This window comes from Pseudomonas sp. OV226, assembly GCF_003148705.1.
In the GTDB taxonomy this organism is placed as follows: domain Bacteria; phylum Pseudomonadota; class Gammaproteobacteria; order Pseudomonadales; family Pseudomonadaceae; genus Aquipseudomonas.
Genome location: NZ_QGGS01000023.1, coordinates 38,929 through 59,911, shown reverse-complemented (window position 1 = coordinate 59,911; position 20,983 = coordinate 38,929). Strand labels below are relative to the sequence as shown.

Here is a 20,983-nt window from a genome sequence, read left to right as displayed (position 1 = left end):
TTAAGCCTGTTCCAACGAGGTTTCAACACGGGTGGCAGTGGCCGGGATTTTCCCGGCGGCTACCAGACGCTTGTGCTGCTCGGCTTCGGTGCGCTCGATCACGTCGACCGGCACCATATAGCCCTGGTCATCACGGGCAGCATGGATAACGAAGTAGATCACGGTACCGGCGAGGCCGAAGATGGCCATCCACCAGATGTGCCAGATCATCGCGAAACCGAACACGGTCAACAGAGCACCCATGACCAGGCCGGTCGCGGTGTTGTTTGGCATGTGGATCGGCTCGTACTTGGCCGGGGCCTTGTACGCAGTACCGTTTTCCTTGGCCTCGGTGAACGGGTCGATGCAGTCGGCTTTCGGCAGAACGGCAAAGTTGTAGAACGGTGGTGGCGACGAAGTCGACCATTCCAGCGTGTGGGCATTCCACGGGTCGCCGTGTTCGCACATGTTTTCCGGCTTGTTACGGTCACGGACACTGACGTACAGCTGGATCAACTGGCAGGCAATACCGACAGCGATCAGGATCGCGCCAAACATTGCAACGTGCAGGTAAGGCGTCCACTCAGGGTTGGTGGTGCTGTTCAGACGACGGGTCATGCCCATGAAGCCCAATACATAGAGCGGCATGAACGCGACGAAGAAGCCCGAGATCCAGAACCAGAACGCTGCCTTGCCCCAACCTTCGTGCAGCTTGAAGCCGAACGCTTTAGGGAAGTAGAAGCCGAAGCCTGCGATGTAGCCGAATACTGCGCCGCCGATGATCACGTTATGGAAGTGAGCAATAACGAACAGGCTGTTGTGCAGAACGAAGTCAGCACCCGGAATGGCCAGCAGCACGCCGGTCATGCCGCCGATGGCGAAGGTCACCATGAAGCCCAGGGTCCACAGCACCTGGCTGGTCATGCGCAGACGGCCCTGGTAGATGGTGAACAGCCAGTTGAATAGCTTCACACCCGTCGGGATGGAAATCAGCATCGTCGCCAGACCGAAGAAGGCGTTGACGCTGGCACCCGAACCCATGGTGAAGAAGTGGTGCAGCCAAACCATGAAGCCCAGGATCGAGATCGCGCCCGAGGCGTAGATCATCGAGTGGTGACCGAACAGCTTCTTGCCGGAGAACGCCGAGATGACTTCGGAGAAGATCCCGAATGCCGGCAGAATCAGGATGTAAACCTCGGGGTGACCCCAGGCCCAGAACAGGTTGACGTACATCATCGGATTGCCACCAAGTTCATTGGTGAAAATGTGGAAATCCATGTAACGGTCAAGCGTCAGCAGTGCCAGGGTAGCGGTCAGGATCGGGAAGGAAGCGACGATCAGTACGTTGGCCCAGGTGCAGGTCCAGGTGAAGATCGGCATGTCCATCATTTTCATGCCCGGGGTACGCATTTTCAGCACGGTGGCCAGGAAGTTGACCCCGGTCAGCGTCGTACCTAGCCCGGATAGCTGTAGCGCCCAGATGTAGTAGTCCACACCCACGCCAGGGCTGTAGCCCAGTTCCGACAGCGGTGGATACGCAACCCAACCGGTACGGGCGAATTCGCCGACACCCAGGGACACGTTAACCAGCACAACGCCGGAGACCAGCAGCCAGAAGCTCAGGGAGTTCAGGAACGGGTAGGCAACGTCACGGGCGCCGATCTGCAGCGGCACTGCAAGGTTCATCAGGCCGGTGAAGAATGGCATCGCCATGAAGATGATCATGATCACACCGTGAGCGGTGAAGATCTGGTCATAGTGTTCAGGTGGCAGGTAGCCAGGCGAACCTTCAGTGGCCAGGGCCAGCTGGGAACGCATCATGATGGCGTCGGCAAAACCACGCAGCAGCATGATCATGGCCACGACGATGTACATCACGCCGATTTTCTTGTGGTCGACCGATGTCAGCCACTCGGACCACAGGTAGGTCCACTTCTTGAAATAGGTGATTGCAGCGAACACGCCCAGACCGCCGAGCGCGATCATGGCGATGGTCACCATCACGATCGGCTCGTGGAACGGGACCGCTTCCCAACTTAATTTACCAAACATCGTTTACTCCTCTGCCCCGGCAGCTGAATGCGAACTCATGTCCATCCCTTCCATCTGGGCCACTTCTTTCTCTTTCTTCTCGTGGTCCACTTTCGGACCCGGTTTCATGCCTTCGTACTTGTCGACGATGGTCTGGAACAGGTTCGGCGTGAACGAGGAGTAGAGCTCTACTGGATTGTTCTGGCTTGGTTTGGAAAGGGCTTCGTATTCAGCTTTTTCAAGCTGTTTAGGTGCCTTCTTGACATCACTGACCCAGGCATCGAAATCAGCCTGAGAGGTGGCGATTGCTTTGAACTTCATGCCGGTGAAACCCGCGCCGCTGTAGTTGGCGGAGATACCGTCGAATTCAGCGTTCTGGTTGGCGATCAGGTGCAGTTTGGTCTGCATGCCCGCCATCGCGTAGATCTGGCCGCCCAGGCCCGGAATGAAGAACGAGTTCATCACGGTGTCGGAGGTGATCTGGAAATTGATTGGCGTGTTGGCCGGGAAGACGATCTTGTTGACCGTGGCAATGCCTTGTTCCGGGTAGATGAACAGCCACTTCCAGTCCATCGAGACCACTTGAATGGTGACCGGCTTGACGTCGGATTCCAGTGGTTTGTACGGGTCCAGTGCGTGGGTCGACTTGTAGGTGACATAACCCAGGGCAATGATGATCAGCACTGGAATGGCCCACACCGCGATTTCAATCTTGGTGGAGTGCGACCACTTCGGCGTGTAGACGGCGTCGGTGTTGGAGGCGCGATATTTCCAGGCGAACAGGAAGGTCATGACGATGACCGGTACCACGACAAGAAGCATCAGCAGCGTTGCGGTGATGATCAGGTTTCGCTCATCCAGGCCCACCTGGCCCTTGGGATCGAGCAAGGTCATGTTGCAGCCTGACAGCAACAACGTGCCAATCAGCGGCAATAAGCCTAGTAGTCTGGGGTACCTGTTTTTACTCATCTCACGACCTCTAAAGCAGCTTGCGCAATGCAGTTGGGTTTTGATCGCCAACACTTCACCCTGCCAAGGGTTGGCATTTTTCTTGGATTGAATAAGGGCTGCCCGTCGCGCGTCAGACGCTGCTCGACAAATCCTGGGCCAGCGGTAAGTTCTTATTCGAATTCGTGGTCAAAGGCCTTGTTACAGACCAATTCCATTTGGTGCGGATAGTTGGAAGGCTCCGACACCGGGGAGTCGCATGAAGCCTTCAGGCCTCTCGACGCCCTTCTTTCTGCTCAAGCACCTGATTAAGGGTGAGCAGTGCCGGGAATTCAGTGCGGGCGATTGTAGATATGTAACGATTCATAAACCATGTCTCATCCCGAAATAATTTTTATCCATTCCAGCAACAATCATTAACGTATTTCGTAAAAGTCGGGCATGTTATCGAAATTGATTCTCAACAAAAACACCAAAATTAGTAGGTCTATCTCCCGCAGTTCAGACAGCTTCGAGCCCCCTACACCCTCTCCCGAGATTGCCAAAGCCCCCACGTGACAAGGGCTCCGGCAATTCGCCAGCACTTGTTAAAACTGCCTGCCTCATCACTTTCCGGGCGAATTGAATCAGCATCCGGGCAGTCCAATTTTGTTGCCAGACCTTATGCCAATTAATCCTTTTGAAATGCCTTGCGACACTGCCGATGTGACAACATGTCGCACACGTGTCGCACCCCTTCTTGTCGTGCATCAAGGTCTTTCTACCAACCGTCAGAAATGCAAAACGCCCCGGCCCTCTTAACGAGGACCGGGGCGTTTTTTTTGGATGACGCAGCGGTGAAGCGAACTGCCTCAGCGCAGCGTTTTACGGTTACGTGAAGTGAGCAACGGCACCAGCACCACGATCAACACGAACGCCACCAGCGCCCATTGCGCCAGCGACAGGCCGAGGATCGGCGGGTACGGCGTGGAGCAGAAGCCATCGACCTGGAAGCCCAGCGGGAAGATCTTCGCCAGTGGCAAACCATCGACAATCGGTTGCAGCACGTCGATGCCGCAACTGACCGCAGGATAGAACTGGGTGTAGACGTGATGCCCGGCGACCGCGACGCCTGCAATGGCACTGATGACCACCAGCGTCTCGAACACGGTAATGCTGCGACGGGTGCGCATCGCCGCACCGATGAAGGCGAACACCGCGATAAACAACAACGCATAACGCTGGAGGATGCACAGCGGGCATGGCGCCTCGCCCAACACAATTTGCATGTACAGCGCGCCGCCGATCAGCGCCAGGCAGATGATGCCCAGTAACACCAGATAACGCCGTTCGCGTCCCAACCGCATCGATTCCTCGCTCATCGCGTTTCCCTTTTTGATATCAGTTGCCGCCAGTCTACACGCAGGCTCCGTCGTTTGAGAGCCTGCCGCGTGCCGGTGGATTCGGGGGAATAAACGATAAAGCGGTTAAGGAGGGATTAACTTTTAAAGGATTTGTACGGTTCGGAACCGCAGTGCGGCCAATCGCGGGCAAGCCCGCTCCCACAGGAATTGTGCTTGCCCGCAATCTCTCGAACGACACAAAACCTGTGGGAGCGGGCTTACCCGAGATGAAGGCGACTCGGTCTCCCGAGTCGCCCTGACCAGTTACTCCAGCGCCGAGGCCGGGCCAAAGAACTCGTAGCGGCTTTGCTGCTGCGGTACACCCAAGGCCTTGAGGTGACGCTTGATCGCGGCCATGAAGCCTTTAGGCCCAAGGAAGTAAGCATCCAGGTCACGCTGTTCGGGCAACCACTCGCCCAGTTGCTCCTGACTCAACAACCCGACCTTGTGCGCAGCGGCGCTGACGCCGTCATCTTCGGCGTAGCAATAGAAGCGCTTGAGTTGCGGATGACGCTCGGCCAGACCATCGATCCAGTCACGGAAGGCGTGCACGCTGCCGTTGCGCGCGCAGTGGATGAAATGCACCGGGCGCTCGGTGGCCAGCGCGGCTTCGAGCATTGCCAGCGTTGGCGTGATGCCGACACCGCCACTGATCAGCACCAGCGGTTTGTCACTGGCGGCCAGGGTGAATTCGCCCGACGGCGGAAACAGCTCGATGCTCGCACCGACATGCAACTGATCGTGCAAGTGGTTTGACGCGCGCCCACCGGTTTCACGCTTGACGCTGATGCGGTACTGACCGTTGTTCGCCAGTGCCGACAGCGAGTAATTGCGACGGATCTCTTCGCCGTCGAGGATCAGTTTCATGCCGATGTACTGGCCAGGCTCCGCCACAAGAATCGGGCCTTTGTCGGCAGGTTCGAAGTAGAACGAGGTGATTTCAGCGCTTTCCTCGACCTTGGCCGTCACGATGAAATCCCGCGCCCCGCGCCATCCGCCAGGGGCCTGTTCTTTCTGGTCGTAGATGCTGGTTTCAGCGCCGATCAAAATGTCGGCGAGTTGGCCATACGCGGCACCCCAGGCAGCAATCACTTCAGGGGTGGCGATTTCTTCGCCCAGCACTTCGGCGATGGCGCGCAACAGGCAGGATCCGACAATGGGGTAGTGTTCCGGCAGGATTTGCAGGGCCACGTGCTTGTTGATGATCTTGGCCACCAGGTCACCCAACTGGTCGAGCTGGTCGATGTGCCGCGCGTACATCAACACACCGTTGGCCAGCGCGCGCGGTTGATCACCGCTGGCCTGGTGGGCCTGGTTGAACAGCGGGCGGACCTCAGGGTATTCCGAGAGCATCATGCGGTAGAAGTGGGTAATCAGCGCTTCGCCCCCGCTTTCCAGCAGCGGCACGGTGGATTTGACAATGGCACGGTCTTGGACGCTAAGCATTAAGGCGACTCCGGATCTTTGTGTGAGTTTCCTTAGACCCTTCAGTTTCCATGCCAAAACTATAAACCTTATAAAACAACAACTTAAAAACACAGTAGTCATATCGACACACACTGCCTTATAGTCATCCCGACTACATGGAGTCACTATGACTGCAAAATCCTTGCTCACCGCCCTGCTGCCCCTGGTCTCCGACCTGTCTCGCGAATTGCCCGAAGGCGAGCGTTATCGCCGCCTGCTCGAAGCCATGCGCGCCTTGCTCCCTTGCGATGCCGCAGCCCTGCTGCGCCTTGATGGCGATTGGCTGGTGCCCTTGGCCGTCGACGGGTTGAGTACCGACACCCTGGGGCGACGCTTCAAAGTCAGCGAACACCCGCGCTTCGAGGCATTGCTCAGCAGCCACGGCCCCACCCGCTTTGCCGCCGACAGCGGCCTGCCGGACCCTTACGACGGGCTGATCGAAGGCCTCGATGATCATCTGGAAGTCCACGACTGCATGGGATGCCCGCTGTTTATCGACGAGCGCCCATGGGGCTTGCTGACCCTCGATGCCCTCGATCCGGAACAGTTTGAACCCATCGAACTGGACGCCCTGCAAGCCTTTGCCAGCCTCGCTGCGGCCACGGTCAACGCTGCCGAGCGCATCGAGCGCCTGGCCAATCGCGCCGAAGACGAACACCAGCGCGCCGAGGTTTACCGTCAAGCCAGTGGTCAGCAGGACCGCGAGATGATCGGCCAGAGCAAGGCCCACAAGCGTCTGGTGGAAGAAATCAATCTGGTGGGCGGCAGTGACCTGACCGTGTTGATCACCGGCGAAACCGGCGTCGGCAAGGAACTGGTGGCGCAGGCGATTCACGCCGCCTCTGCACGAGCCGACAAACCCATCATCAGCCTCAACTGCGCGGCGCTACCGGACACATTGGTCGAGAGCGAATTGTTCGGTCACGTGCGGGGCGCCTTTACTGGCGCAACAAGTGATCGTCGCGGCAAGTTTGAGCTGGCCAATGGCGGCACGCTGTTTCTCGATGAAGTCGGTGAATTGTCACTGACAGTGCAAGCCAAGCTGTTGCGAGTGCTCCAAAGCGGTCAGTTGCAGCGCCTGGGCTCGGACAAGGAACACCAGGTGGATGTGCGGCTGATCGCGGCCACCAACCGCGACCTGGCCGAAGAAGTGCGCAACGGTCGCTACCGTGCCGACTTTTACCACCGTTTGAGCGTTTACCCCTTGCTGGTACCGGCGCTGCGCGATCGCGGGCGGGACGTGTTGCTGCTCAGTGGCTACTTTCTTGAGCAAAATCGCTCGCGCATGGGCCTCAACAGCCTGCGTTTGAGCAGCGACGCGCAGACCGCATTGCTGGCGTACAACTGGCCAGGGAATGTGCGTGAGCTGGAGCATTTGATTGGTCGAAGCTCACTCAAAGCGCTGGGCAACTGCAAGGATCGCCCGAAGATTCTCAGTTTGAGTGCAGCGGACCTGGACTTGCCCACTGGCAGTGTCGAGGCTATCACCGAGCAACCGGTGGCCAACCCTGTGGTGCTGGTGTCTGGCGATTTGCGTGAAGCCACCGAGAACTATCAACGGCAATTGATCAGTAGTTGCCTGGAGCGGCACCAAGACAACTGGGCCAGCGCGGCCCGTGAGCTAGGCCTGGACCGGGCGAATCTTGGGCGCATGGCCAAGCGGTTGGGGATGAAATAACTCGGTCCCTGTAGCAGCTGCCGAGCCTGCGAGGCTGCGTTCGAAGACGCAGTCCTCGCCAATCCATCGGCTGCGTTGTATCTGATACATCCGGGATTCAGGGTTTACGGCTGCTTCGCAACCGGACGCAGCCTCGCAGGCTCGGCAGCTGCTACAAAGAATGCATTCACCGATGTGCGACGCAAAGCCCCTAAAGCCTGCCCGCTACAAGTCGATAACCCGATATCGGTAGTTGTGGGCGATCCCGCAATCGCCCATCACCTTTTCCACAGAAGGTTTTTATGTCCACCAATAAAGCCCGCGCAGATTCACTTTCGCTTTTGCTGTTCACGTTGCGCAGCGGCAAGCTGATGGCGATCAACCTGCTGAAAGTCAGTGAAATCATCCCTTGCCCGCCGCTGACCCGGCTGCCGGAGTCGCATCCCCACGTTAAAGGCATCGCCACCCTGCGCGGCGCCTCGTTGTCGGTGATCGACCTGAGCCGTGCCATTGGCGAGCGCCCGCTGGAAGATCCGAACGGTGGCTGCCTGATCGTCACCGACGTCAGCCGCTCCAAGCAGGGCCTGCATGTTCAGGCCGTGAGCAAGATCGTCCATTGCCTGACCACCGATATCCGCCCACCGCCCTTTGGTTCCGGCGGCGTGCGCTCGTACATCACCGGCGTGACCTCGGTCGACGGTACGCTGGTGCAAGTGCTGGACATCGAAAAAGTCATCCACGGCATCGCTCCGGCGCAAATCGAATCGGCCCCGACCGAGCTGAGCATGGAAGACGCCGAAGTCTTGGGCAACGCCCGCATTCTGGTGGTCGATGACAGCCAGGTTGCCCTGCAACAATCGGTGCACACCCTGCGCAACCTCGGCCTGCAATGCCACACCGCCCGCAGCGCCAAGGAAGCCATCGACTGCCTGCTCGACCTGCAAGGCACCGCTTCGCAGATCAACCTGATCGTCTCGGACATCGAAATGTCGGAAATGGACGGCTACGCCTTCACCCGCACCCTGCGCGAAACGCCGGACTTCTCGCACCTGTATGTGCTGTTGCACACGTCTTTGGACAGTGCGATGAACAGCGAAAAAGCGCGTTTGGCCGGAGCTAACGCCGTGCTGACCAAATTCTCTTCGCCAGAGCTGACCAAATGCCTGATCGAGGCAGCCAAGGCTGTCGCTGAACAAGGTCATTAACAGGTGGCCGAGGGCTTTTGCTTTTTGATGCGGCGCAACCTCGCGCAAGGTGTGCCGCCGATTACCTGGCCTCAAGGGATAGTCCTCAGCCCCTACCGGCCTGAATTGGCCGAAGCCGTTCATCGCTTGATGGAACAGGGTTATCTCGAAGGTGGCGGCCGCGTGCCAGCGCTGGAACTGTGGCAACAGCGGTTTGAAACCGATCCCGAATACGATCCCTCCTTGTGTTTCATTGCGCTGGATGCCGACGGTGTCGTTGGCGTGTGCCAGTGCTGGACCAGCGCCTTCATCAAGAACCTTGTCGTGCATCCGCGAGCACAAGGCCAAGGGCTTGGCCGCACTTTATTGCTGCACGCGTTCAATGTGTTTCAGCAACGCCGCGAGGGTTTTGTCGACCTGAAGGTATTGGAAGACAACCTTCGAGCGCAGCGTTTGTATGAAAGTGCCGGGATGGTTGTGGTTCGCCGGGAACCTGTCCCGACGTGACAGACTCAGACCTTGGTCAATCACCCCCAAGGATGCCCGAACATGAAAGCCGTCAGCCTGACCTTCCTCTGCCTCAGCGCCCTCGCCTCCCAGGCCCAGGCTTCCAGCCCCGACGCCTGGGCTGCCTACGACAAAGCGGTACTCACCCGTTGCACCAAGGCCAGCAGCCTGAAAAATGCCAAGCCCGTCGGCAACCCTGCGCAATTCGATGATCGGGTCGACTACACCGCCCTCCTGCTGCAAGGCCAATACCCGCAAAAACACATGAAAGGCCAGCAAGGCACTGAACTGTGCCTCTACAACAAAAAGACCAAAACCGCCTACGTGACCGAATGGGACTCGATCCGTCCGACTGCCAAGGCCCAGTGAGTGGCGTACAACTTGCTTCAAGACCGAGCGCTGCGGCGACATTCTGTCGCCACTTCATGCGTTAACAGGCGGTCCGGTAATCCATGAACACAACGTTTTCCTGCGTAGGTTGCGGCAAGTGCTGCAATGACCACCACGTCCCGCTGACGCTGGCGGAAGCCCGGATGTGGGCGGCCGATGGCGGTCAGGTGATCGTGCTCGTCGAGGGTTTCCTGGGGAACGGCCTGGGCCTGCCGGCGCAGCAACGCGAACATGCCGAACGCCGTTCGGTGGTGGTTCGAAGCGGCGCGTCCGAGGCCTATGTGGCGATCACCTTTGCCGCCTACAACGTCGGTCCCTGCCGGAATCTTGACGAAGACAACCTGTGCCGCATTTACCAACGCCGACCGCTGGTGTGCCGCATCTACCCGGCGGAAATCAACCCACACATCATGCTGGATACGGCGACCAAGGACTGCCCGCCCGAGTCGTGGGAACAAGGCCCGGACTTGATCATCGGCGGCGAAATGGTCGATCAGGAACTGAAAGAGCTGATCCTGCGTTCGCGCCAGGCGGATCGTGATGATGTCCAGGCCAAGGACGCGATTTGCGCGTTATTGGGCATTCGCACGACAGCGCTGAAGGGCGATGGATTTACGGCCTATCTGCCAGACATGACGGCATTTGCCAATGTCATCGACCACGTAACAGCACAACCGTTGGCAGCGTCAGGGGCTGACTGGGTGTTTCATGTGTCGGGAGATGAAATTGCCGGGCAAGTGCAGGCGGCAGGTGCGCAACTGGTGACCGAAGCGCCGGTGAACTACGCGTTTATTTCGTTGCGGGCGGCTTGAGAGGCCCGGCTCCAGACGTCGGAGCCACCGCACAACTCCATTGCACAATGGCCCGTCACCGATAGAACTAGCGGGCCGTGACCGCCAGGCATTCCACTTCTACTTTCGCACCCGCAACCAACTGGCCGGCAAACGTCGTACGAGCCGGCAAACGGTCCACCGGGAAGTAACTGCGATACACAGTACTCATGGCGGAAAAATCCTTGATGTCAGCCAGGATGACCGTGCATTTGGCCACTTGGGCCAGGGATGAACCATTGCCTTGCAATGCCGCACGCAAGTTCTCCATGGCCTGGGTCGTTTGCGGTCCGATGCCGCCCTTGACCAATTTGCCATCAGCTCCGAGGCCGATCACCCCGGACAGGTAAACCGTGTGCCCCACCTGCACCGCATCGGAAAATGGCAGGCCTTCCTCATTAGGAAAGTAACGGGGTGCATCGGTAGTCACGGGGGGCAAGTAACGCTGGGTTATCGCCTGGTACTGGCCATTTCGCTTGAGACGCTCAAGGGCAGCATTCAGGCTATCGCGCAACGCGGTGTCGTTATTGCGCACCCCCATTGCCACACCGCTGCCCAACATAGGATCGTCGAGCACAGGACCGGCAAAGTCGAATGCCTGTCCTTGAGGCCGGCTCAAAAATGCGTGGGTAATTTCGATCGTGTCCTGCAGGGTTGCGTCGATTTCGCCCGCCTGCAAACTGGCAATCAGTTGATCATTCAAATTGAAACTGCGCACCGTCACCCCGGCCTCAGCCCAACGGGTTTTGGCGAACGCCTCGCGGCTGGTGCCCGCCAGAACACCGACGCGCTTGCCTTTGAGCGAGACCACCGACGGTTGCAAACCGGAACCTTGACGCGCCACCAGTCGGCTGCTCAACGGGTAAAGGTTCTCGGTGAAGTCGATCCGTTCACGTCGCGCCGCCGTAGCGGTCATCGGCATGATGACGTCGAAACGCCTGGCTTCAAGGGCAGCGATATTGGTGGCGTAAGCCTGGTCGATCCAGACACAGCGGGCATTGAGTTCGGCACACAAGGCGTTGCCCAAATCGATGTTCAACCCGACCAGTTCGCCATTTTCATTACGGCTTTCAAATGGCGGAACCAGGGCTTCGACCCCGAAACGGATCTGGGGCTCAGGTTTAGAAGACACACAACCGGTGGTCAGGAGCACCAGCGACAGGACGGTGAGCGTTTTTAGCAGAGGCATTTCAGTGGCTTCGTCGAGAATTCTTGGAAACGAATCTTCGACGAAGGGTCACCAACCTTCCCAGAGGACAAGTCGCTCATCCTTGTGGGAACTGTCTCGGCATCAGACAGATTTCTTTCCAGCAGAAAACATAACCGAGGGTCAACGCTTACCCATCGAACGACGCGTGCCCGGAGGTGCTGCGCCTGGCGTCTTGGTATGCCCATTCTTCGCGCCATTCTTGTACCAAGGCTGGTTGGCGTTCTTGGCGGCGGCCAATTCACCCGGTTTGAACGGGAACTTGAATGCCGGGATCGCGGCTTTGGTTTCGCTGTCTGCGCTGGAGTCGACGCTGTCTGGCAGGTCTGCCTGGTCGTCGCTCAAAGCGTCGGCAACCGGCGGTTGTGTCGGGGAAGTCATGAAAGCTCCGGGTGGTGCACATAGAGTCGGGCCCGGTCAGCGAGCCGCGAAAGGCGGCAGTATACCTGTGTCGAGAGCTGCAAGCTTCACGCCGCGAGCGAGTCCGTCGGGTTTTGTGTTGACTGAACTGCCGCCATCGCGGGCAAGCCCGGCTCCCACAAGGACCCAACGTACCTGTAGGAGCCGAGCTTGCTCGCGATGAACGATAACGCGGTCAACCTGACCGAACGCCATGCAAGCAAAATCAAGATCCCTCCCAAACTGACAGCGCCGTCAGTTAGCAGTCACCCTCCTGACGGGCTGACAGGGTTATAAAGGAGGGTATAAACCTGAAAACTCCCCCTATCCCTTAGCCCGGCGCCCCACTCGCATGCAAATTCAGAAAAAAACCGCCTTGATCGCCGGTCTGCTTATTGCTTTGGCCGCGTGGGGCACCTGGTATGTCGTCAAGCCCGCCACGGCGAAGCTCGCTGCGCCTGCGGCCATCCCGGTGCGCGTGGTCAACGTTGTTGAAAAAGACGTCCCACGTTATGTCAGCGGCATCGGTTCGGTGCTGTCCTTGCACAGCGTTGTGGTGCGTCCGCAAATTGACGGCATCCTCACCAAAATCCTGGTCAAGGAAGGCCAACTGGTGAACAAAGGGGACTTGCTCGCGACCATCGACGACCGCTCGATCCGCGCCAGCCTCGATCAGACCCGTGCGCAACTGGGTGAAAGCCAGGCTCAATTGGAAGTCGCACAGGTCAACCTCAAGCGGTACAAATTACTGACGGTCGACGATGGGGTTTCCAAGCAGACCTACGACCAGCAACAAGCGCTGGTCAATCAGCTCAAGGCCACGGCGCAAGGCAATCAGGCGTCAATCGACGCCGCTCAGGTGCAACTCTCCTACACACAGATTCGCTCCCCGGTCACCGGGCGCGTCGGTATTCGTACGGTGGATGAAGGCAACTTCCTGCGCATGACCGACGCCCAAGGTCTGTTCACCGTGACCCAGATCGACCCGATCGCCGTCGAGTTCTCCTTGCCGCAGCAAATGCTGCCGACCCTGCAAGGGCTGATCGGCGACCCACAACGCGCACAAGTGAAAGCCTACATCGGCGCCGACACCGACGGTGAAACCGGCAACCTGCTGGGCGAAGGTCACCTGACCCTGATCGATAACCAGATCAACGCCAATACCGGGACCATCCGCGCCAAGGCCGAATTCAACAACCCCGGACAGAAACTCTGGCCCGGCCTGCTGGTAACGGTAAAAATTCAGACAGCCTTGGAGAAAGATGCGCTGGTGGTGCCGCCCACCGTCGTACAGCGGGGCCTCGATCAACATTTCGTGTACCGGGTCAACGGTGACAAAGTTGAAGCCGTCAACGTGCAGGTCGTCGCTCAAGGCAGCGGCCAGGACATCATCAAAGGCGTGAAACAGGGCGATGTGCTGGTCAGTGATGGCCAGTCGCGGCTCAAGCCTGGTTCAACCGTGCAAGTGCTGACCGACCCGCCGCAAGTGGTGCAATCGGAGTCGAAACCATGAAGGGCCACGGCTCAGTCTCGGCCTGGTGCATCGATCATCCGGTCGCCACTATCCTGCTGACCTTTGCCCTGGTGCTGCTCGGCGCCATCGCCTTCCCGCGCCTGCCGATTGCGCCGCTGCCGGAAGCGGAATTCCCGACTATCCAGGTGGCCGCGCAATTGCCCGGCGCCAGCCCGGAAACCATGGCCTCGTCGGTGGCCACGCCGCTTGAAGTGCAATTCAGCGCCATCCCCGGCGTGACGCAAATGACGTCGAGCAGCGCCTTGGGGTCGACCAACCTGACCCTGCAGTTCACCCTCGACAAAAGCATCGACACCGCCGCCCAGGAAGTCCAGGCCGCGATCAACACCGCCGCCGGCAAACTGCCCAAGGACATGCCCACGCTGCCAACCTGGCGCAAGGTCAATCCCGCCGACAGCCCAGTGCTGATCCTCAGCGTCAACTCCACCCAAATGCCCGGCACCGAGCTCAGTGATCTGGTGGAAACCCTGCTTTCCCGTCAGATCAGTCAGATCGATGGCGTAGGCCAAATCAACATTACCGGCCAGCAACGTCCGGCTATCCGGGTTCAAGCGTCGGCGGACAAACTGGCGGCCATTGGCCTGACCCTCGCGGACATTCGCCTGGCGATCCAGAGCACCAGCCTCAACCTGGCCAAAGGTGCGCTGTACGGCGAATCGAGCATTTCGACCCTGTCGACCAACGACCAGCTATTTCACCCCGAGGAATACAGCCAACTCATCGTTTCCTACAAGGACGGCGCCCCGGTTCATCTGAGGGATGTCGCCAAAGTCGTCAACGGCTCGGAAGATGCCTACGTTCAGGCCTGGGCCGGCGACAGGCCGGGGGTGAACCTGGTGATTTCCCGGCAACCGGGCGCGAACATTGTCGAGACCGTGGATCGCATTCAAGCCGCGTTGCCGGCTCTGGAAGCCATGCTCCCCGCCTCGGTGCAGGTCAAGGTACTGGTCGACCGCACCCAGACTATCCGCGCCTCGCTGCATGAAGTGGAAATCACCCTGCTGATCGCGATCATGCTGGTGGTGGCGGTGATGGCGCTGTTCCTGCGCCAGTGGTCGGCGACGCTGATCGTGTCCGCGGTACTGGGCGTGTCGCTGATCGCCAGTTTCGCGCTGATGTACATCATGGGCTTCAGCCTGAACAACCTGACGCTGGTGGCCATCGTGGTGGCCGTGGGGTTTGTGGTCGACGACGCGATTGTGGTGGTGGAGAACATTCACCGGCACCTTGAGGCCGGCGACGGCATGCGCGAGGCGGCGATCAAGGGCGCCGGCGAGATTGGGTTTACCGTGGTCTCGATCAGTTTCTCGCTGGTGGCGGCATTCATTCCGCTGCTGTTCATGGGCGGCGTGGTCGGGCGGTTATTCAAGGAATTCGCCCTGACGGCCACCTCGACCATCATGATTTCGGTGGTGGTGTCGCTGACGCTGGCGCCCACCCTGGCCGCGCTGTTCATGCGTGCGCCGGTGCATCACGCCCACAGCAAACCGACGTTCGGCGAACGCTTGGTGGCCGGCTATGAAAAACTGCTACGCCGCGCCCTCGCCCATCAAAAGTTGATGATCGGTGTGTTTGGCCTTTCCCTCTGCCTGGCCATCGCCGGTTACATCTTCATTCCGAAAGGGTTCTTCCCGGTGCAGGACACCGGTTTTGTCCTCGGTACGACCGAAGCCGCCGCCGATATTTCCTACGGCGACATGGTGAAAAAACACCTGGCAATGGCCGAAATCGTCGCGGCGGATCCCGCTGTCGCGGCATTTTCCCACTCGGTCGGCGTATCGGGCAGTAACCAGACCATCGCCAACGGTCGCTTCTGGATCTCCCTGAAAAAACGCAGCGACCGCGATGTCTCGGCCAGCCAGTTCATCGACCGGATTCGCCCGAAACTGATGAAGGTCCCGGGCATCGTGCTGTACCTGCGAGCCGGGCAAGACATCAACCTCAGCTCCGGCCCGAGCCGCGCCCAGTACCAATACGTACTCAAGAGCAATGACGGCGCGACCCTCAGCACCTGGACCCAACGCCTGACGGAAAAGCTGCGCGGCAACCCTGCGTTTCGCGACATTTCCAACGACCTGCAACTGGGCGGCAGCATCACGCACATCAGCATCGACCGCAGCGCGGCGGCGCGCTTCGGCCTGACCGCCAGTGATGTCGACGAAGCGCTTTACGATGCATTTGGTCAGCGTCAGGTCAATGAATTCCAGACCCAGATCAACCAGTACAACGTGATTCTGGAACTCGACACCCAGCAACGCGGCAAGGCGGAAAGCCTGAACTATTTCTACTTGCGCTCGCCCCTGAGCGGAGAAATGGTGCCGCTGTCGGCACTGGCCAAATTTGACGCCCCCACGGTCGGCCCGCTGTCCATCGCCCACGACGGCATGTTCCCGGCCGCTAACTTGTCGTTCAACCTCGCGCCCGGCGTGGCGTTGGGCGATGCGGTGATCATGCTCAACCAGGCCAAGGTCGACATCGGCATGCCGGCGGCCATGAGCGGTAATTTCCAGGGCGCGGCGCAGGCGTTCCAGAGTTCGCTGGCCAGCCAGCCGTGGCTGATTCTGGCGGCGCTGGTGGCGGTGTACATCATTCTGGGCGTGCTCTACGAGAGCTTCGTTCACCCGCTGACCATCATTTCGACGCTGCCTTCGGCGGGGCTCGGGGCGGTGATCATGCTGTGGATTTGCGGCCAGGACTTTTCGATCATGGCGCTGATCGGGCTGGTGCTGCTGATCGGTATCGTCAAGAAAAACGGCATCCTGATGATCGATTTTGCACTTGATGCCCAGCGCAACCGTGGTTTACCACCGGAAGAGGCGATCTTTCAGGCCTGTATCACGCGGTTCCGGCCGATCATCATGACCACCCTCGCCGCCCTGCTCGGCGCGCTGCCGCTGATGCTCGGCTACGGCACCGGCGCCGAACTGCGCCAGCCGCTGGGGATCGCGGTCGTGGGCGGTTTGCTGGTCAGCCAGGCGCTGACGCTGTTCACCACTCCGGTCATATACTTGTGGCTTGAGCGGCTTTTCCACAGGCCCAAACCTTCGCCGGTACCGGCGTTGGCGACCACAGACTGAGGCGGGGTCATGCGCGTTCTGATTATCGAAGACGAAGAAAAAACCGCGGATTATTTACACCGCGGCCTGACGGAACAGGGTTACACCGTGGACCTGGCGCGCGACGGCGTCGAGGGCCTGCACCTGGCGCTGGAAAGCGACTACGCGGTGATCGTCCTCGACGTCATGCTGCCGGGCCTGGACGGCTTCGGCGTGCTACGTGCATTGCGTGCACGCAAGCAAACCCCGGTGATCATGCTCACCGCCCGCGAGCGCGTCGAAGACCGCATCAAGGGCCTGCGCGACGGCGCCGACGATTACCTCGGCAAACCGTTTTCGTTCCTTGAACTGGTGGCACGCCTGCAAGCGCTGACCCGCCGCAGCGGCGGCCACGAACCGGTGCAAGTGAGTATCGCCGACCTGTGGATTGATTTGATCAGCCGCAAGGCCACCCGCGCCGGTACTCGCCTTGATCTGACGGCCAAGGAGTTTTCGCTGCTCAGTGTGCTGGCCCGCCGGCAAGGTGAAATCCTCTCGAAAACAGCGATTGCCGAGATGGTCTGGGACATCAATTTCGACAGCGACGCCAACGTCGTCGAGGTCGCGATCAAGCGCCTGCGGGCCAAACTCGATGGCCCCTTCGACGAGAAATTGCTGCACACGATTCGTGGCATGGGTTATGTGCTGGAGAGCCGTGGTGTCCAGTAACAGCATCGCATTGCGCTTGAGCGGGATGTTCACGCTGGTGGCGCTGTTGGTGTTTTTGTTGATCGGCTGGGCCTTGTACCAGCAGGTCGACAAGGGCTTGGGATTGCTGCCCGAAGCCGAACTGGACGCGCGCTACAGCGTGCTCGAATCCACCGTTGGCCGTTACGGCACGCCCGAACATTGGGTGAAGATCAACAACAAACTCAAGTTGCTGGGCGAGGAAGACAAGCGCATCAGTTTCTGGATCACCAGCGGTGATCCGCGCTACGAATACGGCAACCCGACACCGCAAATCCGCGCCTTTGCCGAAGGGCCGCTGGGCATGCGTGACTTGCAGCTACCGGACCATCCCTACCCGCTGAAAGTACTGGTGAGCCAGTTCCCGGCCAAGGATCAACGCCCGCCGCTGCGCTTCATGATCGGCATCGACACCGAGACCTTTTACCAGACGCAACATCACCTGCTGATCGCCCTGATCAGCCTGGCGATTGTCGGGGTGTTGCTGGCGTCTGCATTGGGCTATTGGGTCGCACGCATTGGCCTCAAGCCACTGATCAAGCTGTCTCAGGAAGCCCAGCGCCTGGCACCGCCGCTGCGTTCCGGACGGCTGCGATTATCGTCGCTGCCGCCAGAGTTGAATCAGTTCGTCAATTCATTCAACTCCACGCTGGAACGGGTAGAGCAGGCTTACTCGCGGCTGGAGTCGTTCAATGCCGACGTGGCTCATGAACTACGCTCGCCGCTGACCAACCTGATCGGGCAGACCCAAGTGGCGCTCACACGCGGACGCTCTGCCGAACACTATTTCGAAGTGCTGCAATCGAACCTCGAAGAGCTGGAACGCCTGCGCTCGATCATCAACGACATGTTGTTCCTCGCCAGTGCCGATCAGGGCAGCAAGGCCACCAAACTGACGTCCACCTCGCTCGCCAATGAAGTGGCGACGACGCTGGAGTATCTGGATTTCATTCTTGAAGATGCGCAGGTTCAGGTGCAGGTCAGCGGTGATGCGCAGGTGCGAATCGAGATCGCGCATCTGCGCCGGGCGTTGATTAACTTGCTGAGCAACGCGGTGCAACACACCGAACCTGGGCAGGTGATTCAGGTGCGGATCGAGGTCGAAGAGCACCAGGTGAGCATCGGCGTGGCAAACCCGGGTGCACCGATTGCCAGCGAGCATTTGCAGCGCTTGTTCGAGCGTTTTTATCGGGTGGATGCCTCGCGCAGCAACAGTGGCAACAATCACGGCCTGGGGCTGGCGATCGTCAAGGCGATTGCATTGATGCATGGCGGTGATGTGTTTGTGCGCAGTGATCAGGGCATGAATACCTTCGGCATTCACCTTCCCGTTTAATCCTCGCACGGTCCTGTAGCAGCTGGCGAAGCCTGCGTCCGGCTGCGTAGCAGTCGTAAAGTCTGTGTTTGCGGTCTTTCTGAAACACTGCATCGTCTGATTTTACGACTGCTGCGCAGCCGGACGCAGGCTTCGCCAGCTGCTACAGAGGCGGCGTTGGTGTTCTTACTGTTGCTTCAGGCGCAATAGTCCTTTCTTGAATTGGCTCTGTTTCCCGTCGGCCAGGATCCTTATCTTTGCCCGCACCAAACAGCACTTGCCAAGCAAGAAGGTTTAAAAGATGTCCAACATTACGGGTACTGCCAGCGCTTTCGTTTTGTCCTCATTGTTTCTGTCTCCGTTCGCAATCGCGGAAGAGTCGCAGACGTTCGTCACGCAAAATGCCGCACGTGCCGCCGCCTACGATCAGTATCAGAGCGAAATGACGGCCAAGGCTGAAGACGCCGCGCAAACCCCTCAAGCGTCCACTTCTGCGACCCAGCCGCGGGTTGAGAAAGACAGCTGACTCATCGAACGATTCTGTTTCCCTCGACACTTTTCATCGGCTCTTCCCTTTGAAAAGTTGTCTTCAAAGCCGCTGCTATCAGCGGTTTTTTTTCATTGGGGGCTAGCGCAAGTGCGTTCCCGCTCAATGTCTTCTAAGCTTGAATAAGTAAAGGCCAGCGCGTTTTGCTGGCCTTTTTTATGCGCCTCAAACAGACATCAGCCCCATGCCAGTGAGCCACCCCCAACACCTTTCAGGCAAGACCGGTCGGCCTGAGCTCATGGTGATGCTTGGCAGCTTGCTGACGGTGATCGCGATTCTCAGCATCGTTGCCTTTCTGCTGATCCGCGAACACGCCAACGCCCAACAATCCGCCACACGCAGTGCGACCACCATTGCGCAGTTGATCGACGCTGACGTGCTGCGCACCGTCGAGCTCTACGACTTGACCCTGCAAGGCCTGATTGCCGCCTCGCAACGCGAAGACCTGAAACAGGTTTCGCCGCAGATTCGTCACATGGTGCTGTTTGATCGCTCCACCACGGCGCGCTTCAAGGGCGACATTCTGTTGCTGAACCAGCACGGCGAAGTCATTGCCGATTCATCGCTGATCGAGCCCAAGCCCGGTAACTTCGCGGACCGCGACTATTTCCTCGCCCATGCGTTTAACCGCGACACCGGCATGTTCATCAGCCGCCCGTTCAAACCGCGCTGCGACTGCGACGACAGCGAGGAATGGCGGATCAGCTTCAGTCGGCGTATCTCCTCGTCCACGGGCGAGTTTCTGGGTGTTGCCGTGGCGTCGATGCGCCTCGCGTACTTCGAACAGTTATTCAACAGCCTGGACATCGGCAACGACAGCACCCTGAGCATCATCAATGACGACGGTATTCTGCTGGCGCAAAAGCCCCATCTGATCAACGACCCCATCGGCAAGAACTTTGCCGGTCGGCCCAATATCGTGCGCATCCTGCGTGAGGGCGCGGGCAGCTTTGACAGTGTGTCGAGCGTCGATCACCTACAACGCCTGTACACCTTTTCCAGGGTCGGCAACCTGCCATTGACGGTCATCGTCGCGCTCTCCGGCAACGAAGTGTTCGCCACCTGGAAGCGCACTGCGCTGGTGATCAGCGGTGCCACCGGCGTCCTGTGTATCGGCCTGCTCTGGCTGACCTGGCTGCTGTGCCGCGAACTTCGCCTGCGCCATCATGCCGAGCTGGAACTGGCGTTACTGGCCGCCACCGATGCCTTGACCGGTGTCGCCAACCGTCGAACCCTGGATCAAACCCTGCGTCACGAGTGGTTTCGCGCGCAACGCTCCGCAAAACCGCTGTCGGTGATGATGATCGACGCCGACCACTTCAAGGCGTTCAACGATCGACATGGCCACCAGGGCGGCGACGATGCGTTGCGGGCCGTCGCCAAGGTGATCTGCGCCAATGTGCGACGGCCAAGTGATTTGGTGGCGCGGTACGGTGGTGAGGAGTTTTCGGTGATCCTGCCGGAAACGGACACTGCAGGGGCCCGGCAGATCGCTGAAAAAATCCGCACGGCGGTGGAGCAGATGCCATTGGTGGCGGGCGATGAAACACCGATTACTGTCAGCATCGGAATCAGCACCTGGACGACAGAAAAAGAAATCAGCCTGGAACAACTGTTGTTTGTGGCAGACAAGGCGCTGTATCAGGCCAAGGAAGGTGGGCGAAATCGGGTGGTGGCTTCGCAGTAAATCCTGCGTTGCAGCGGAGGGCCTCATCGCGGGCAAGCCCGGCTCCCACAAGTAATGCGTCGGACCTAAATCTGTGCCTCTCCAAATAACCTGTGGGAGCCGGGCTTGCCCGCGATGAGGCCGGAACGAACATCGCA

At 59.2% G+C, this 20,983-nt stretch carries 17 protein-coding genes; 11 read left to right on the top strand and 6 right to left on the bottom strand.

What is annotated here, in order from left to right; translation table 11 throughout:
• The 4 genes from cyoB to hmpA form a co-directional block, all read right to left on the bottom strand.
• A complete protein-coding gene (gene cyoB / locus C7534_RS26470; RefSeq protein WP_046026674.1) occupies positions 1 to 2,031 on the bottom strand; it encodes a cytochrome o ubiquinol oxidase subunit I in 2,031 nt (676 codons plus the stop codon).
• A gap of 3 nt (positions 2,032 to 2,034) precedes the next feature.
• On the bottom strand, positions 2,035 to 2,979 hold the full coding sequence (gene cyoA / locus C7534_RS26465) for a ubiquinol oxidase subunit II (protein ID WP_046026675.1): 945 nt from the start codon (positions 2,977 to 2,979) through the stop codon (positions 2,035 to 2,037).
• 830 nt (positions 2,980 to 3,809) lie between these two features.
• Positions 3,810 to 4,319: a disulfide bond formation protein B gene (locus C7534_RS26455; protein WP_046026676.1), complete on the bottom strand. Its 510-nt coding sequence runs from the start codon at positions 4,317 to 4,319 to the stop codon at positions 3,810 to 3,812.
• 285 nt (positions 4,320 to 4,604) lie between these two features.
• Positions 4,605 to 5,786, bottom strand: coding sequence for an NO-inducible flavohemoprotein (gene hmpA / locus C7534_RS26450; protein WP_046026677.1), 1,182 nt, complete (start codon positions 5,784 to 5,786; stop codon positions 4,605 to 4,607).
• A 148-nt stretch (positions 5,787 to 5,934) separates the two neighbouring features.
• Between hmpA and norR the strand changes: the two genes are divergently transcribed.
• From norR to C7534_RS26425, 5 genes are all read left to right on the top strand, one after another.
• Positions 5,935 to 7,485, top strand: a complete 1,551-nt coding sequence (gene norR, locus C7534_RS26445; RefSeq protein ID WP_109787537.1) for a nitric oxide reductase transcriptional regulator NorR — start codon at positions 5,935 to 5,937, stop codon at positions 7,483 to 7,485.
• Between the two features lie 281 nt (positions 7,486 to 7,766).
• Positions 7,767 to 8,669 (top strand): chemotaxis protein CheV, encoded by a 903-nt coding sequence (locus tag C7534_RS26440; RefSeq protein WP_046026679.1) that lies wholly within the window; start codon positions 7,767 to 7,769, stop codon positions 8,667 to 8,669.
• Between the two features lie 27 nt (positions 8,670 to 8,696).
• Positions 8,697 to 9,155, top strand: a complete 459-nt coding sequence (locus C7534_RS26435; RefSeq protein WP_046026737.1) for a GNAT family N-acetyltransferase — start codon at positions 8,697 to 8,699, stop codon at positions 9,153 to 9,155.
• A 42-nt stretch (positions 9,156 to 9,197) separates the two neighbouring features.
• Positions 9,198 to 9,524 carry a hypothetical protein gene (locus tag C7534_RS26430; RefSeq protein WP_109787536.1) on the top strand — a complete coding sequence of 109 codons (327 nt, stop codon included), beginning with the start codon at positions 9,198 to 9,200 and terminating at the stop codon, positions 9,522 to 9,524.
• 83 nt (positions 9,525 to 9,607) lie between these two features.
• Positions 9,608 to 10,357: a YkgJ family cysteine cluster protein gene (locus C7534_RS26425; RefSeq protein ID WP_109787535.1), complete on the top strand. Its 750-nt coding sequence runs from the start codon at positions 9,608 to 9,610 to the stop codon at positions 10,355 to 10,357.
• A 67-nt stretch (positions 10,358 to 10,424) separates the two neighbouring features.
• On the opposite strand, the gene C7534_RS26420 is transcribed toward C7534_RS26425, so the two are convergent.
• Both C7534_RS26420 and C7534_RS26415 read right to left on the bottom strand, forming a co-directional pair.
• Positions 10,425 to 11,564 (bottom strand): transporter substrate-binding domain-containing protein, encoded by a 1,140-nt coding sequence (locus C7534_RS26420; protein WP_109787534.1) that lies wholly within the window; start codon positions 11,562 to 11,564, stop codon positions 10,425 to 10,427.
• Positions 11,565 to 11,705: 141 nt separating this feature from the next.
• The gene (locus C7534_RS26415) at positions 11,706 to 11,963 is read right to left on the bottom strand and encodes a hypothetical protein (protein ID WP_054045524.1); all 258 of its coding nucleotides are present in this window, start codon (positions 11,961 to 11,963) and stop codon (positions 11,706 to 11,708) included.
• 370 nt (positions 11,964 to 12,333) lie between these two features.
• Between C7534_RS26415 and C7534_RS26410 the strand changes: the two genes are divergently transcribed.
• The 6 genes from C7534_RS26410 (at position 12,334) to C7534_RS26385 (ending at position 20,846) form a co-directional block, all read left to right on the top strand.
• A complete protein-coding gene (locus C7534_RS26410) occupies positions 12,334 to 13,494 on the top strand; it encodes an efflux RND transporter periplasmic adaptor subunit (protein WP_109787533.1) in 1,161 nt (386 codons plus the stop codon).
• Positions 13,491 to 16,592, top strand: a complete 3,102-nt coding sequence (locus tag C7534_RS26405) for a multidrug efflux RND transporter permease subunit (RefSeq protein WP_109787532.1) — start codon at positions 13,491 to 13,493, stop codon at positions 16,590 to 16,592. The genes C7534_RS26410 and C7534_RS26405 overlap by 4 nt, the downstream gene beginning before the upstream one ends.
• Positions 16,593 to 16,601: 9 nt before the next feature.
• Positions 16,602 to 17,279 carry a heavy metal response regulator transcription factor gene (locus C7534_RS26400; RefSeq protein WP_007916978.1) on the top strand — a complete coding sequence of 226 codons (678 nt, stop codon included), beginning with the start codon at positions 16,602 to 16,604 and terminating at the stop codon, positions 17,277 to 17,279.
• The gene (locus tag C7534_RS26395; RefSeq protein WP_109787531.1) at positions 17,269 to 18,633 is read left to right on the top strand and encodes a heavy metal sensor histidine kinase; all 1,365 of its coding nucleotides are present in this window, start codon (positions 17,269 to 17,271) and stop codon (positions 18,631 to 18,633) included. Before C7534_RS26400 ends, C7534_RS26395 begins: the two co-directional genes overlap by 11 nt.
• A 280-nt stretch (positions 18,634 to 18,913) precedes the next feature.
• On the top strand, positions 18,914 to 19,138 hold the full coding sequence (locus tag C7534_RS26390) for a hypothetical protein (RefSeq protein ID WP_046026687.1): 225 nt from the start codon (positions 18,914 to 18,916) through the stop codon (positions 19,136 to 19,138).
• Between the two features lie 259 nt (positions 19,139 to 19,397).
• The gene (locus C7534_RS26385) at positions 19,398 to 20,846 is read left to right on the top strand and encodes a sensor domain-containing diguanylate cyclase (RefSeq protein ID WP_177412283.1); all 1,449 of its coding nucleotides are present in this window, start codon (positions 19,398 to 19,400) and stop codon (positions 20,844 to 20,846) included.
• Positions 20,847 to 20,983 lie beyond the last annotated feature (137 nt).

Coding starts and splice junctions, on each gene's coding strand:
- cyoB (WP_046026674.1), bottom strand. CDS start 2,031: ATGTTTGGTAAATTAAGTTGGGAAGCGGTCCCGTTCCACGAGCCGATC.
- cyoA (WP_046026675.1), bottom strand. CDS start 2,979: ATGAGTAAAAACAGGTACCCCAGACTACTAGGCTTATTGCCGCTGATT.
- C7534_RS26455 (WP_046026676.1), bottom strand. CDS start 4,319: ATGAGCGAGGAATCGATGCGGTTGGGACGCGAACGGCGTTATCTGGTG.
- hmpA (WP_046026677.1), bottom strand. CDS start 5,786: ATGCTTAGCGTCCAAGACCGTGCCATTGTCAAATCCACCGTGCCGCTG.
- norR (WP_109787537.1), top strand. CDS start 5,935: ATGACTGCAAAATCCTTGCTCACCGCCCTGCTGCCCCTGGTCTCCGAC.
- C7534_RS26440 (WP_046026679.1), top strand. CDS start 7,767: ATGTCCACCAATAAAGCCCGCGCAGATTCACTTTCGCTTTTGCTGTTC.
- C7534_RS26435 (WP_046026737.1), top strand. CDS start 8,697: ATGCGGCGCAACCTCGCGCAAGGTGTGCCGCCGATTACCTGGCCTCAA.
- C7534_RS26430 (WP_109787536.1), top strand. CDS start 9,198: ATGAAAGCCGTCAGCCTGACCTTCCTCTGCCTCAGCGCCCTCGCCTCC.
- C7534_RS26425 (WP_109787535.1), top strand. CDS start 9,608: ATGAACACAACGTTTTCCTGCGTAGGTTGCGGCAAGTGCTGCAATGAC.
- C7534_RS26420 (WP_109787534.1), bottom strand. CDS start 11,564: ATGCCTCTGCTAAAAACGCTCACCGTCCTGTCGCTGGTGCTCCTGACC.
- C7534_RS26415 (WP_054045524.1), bottom strand. CDS start 11,963: ATGACTTCCCCGACACAACCGCCGGTTGCCGACGCTTTGAGCGACGAC.
- C7534_RS26410 (WP_109787533.1), top strand. CDS start 12,334: ATGCAAATTCAGAAAAAAACCGCCTTGATCGCCGGTCTGCTTATTGCT.
- C7534_RS26405 (WP_109787532.1), top strand. CDS start 13,491: ATGAAGGGCCACGGCTCAGTCTCGGCCTGGTGCATCGATCATCCGGTC.
- C7534_RS26400 (WP_007916978.1), top strand. CDS start 16,602: ATGCGCGTTCTGATTATCGAAGACGAAGAAAAAACCGCGGATTATTTA.
- C7534_RS26390 (WP_046026687.1), top strand. CDS start 18,914: ATGTCCAACATTACGGGTACTGCCAGCGCTTTCGTTTTGTCCTCATTG.
- C7534_RS26385 (WP_177412283.1), top strand. CDS start 19,398: ATGGTGATGCTTGGCAGCTTGCTGACGGTGATCGCGATTCTCAGCATC.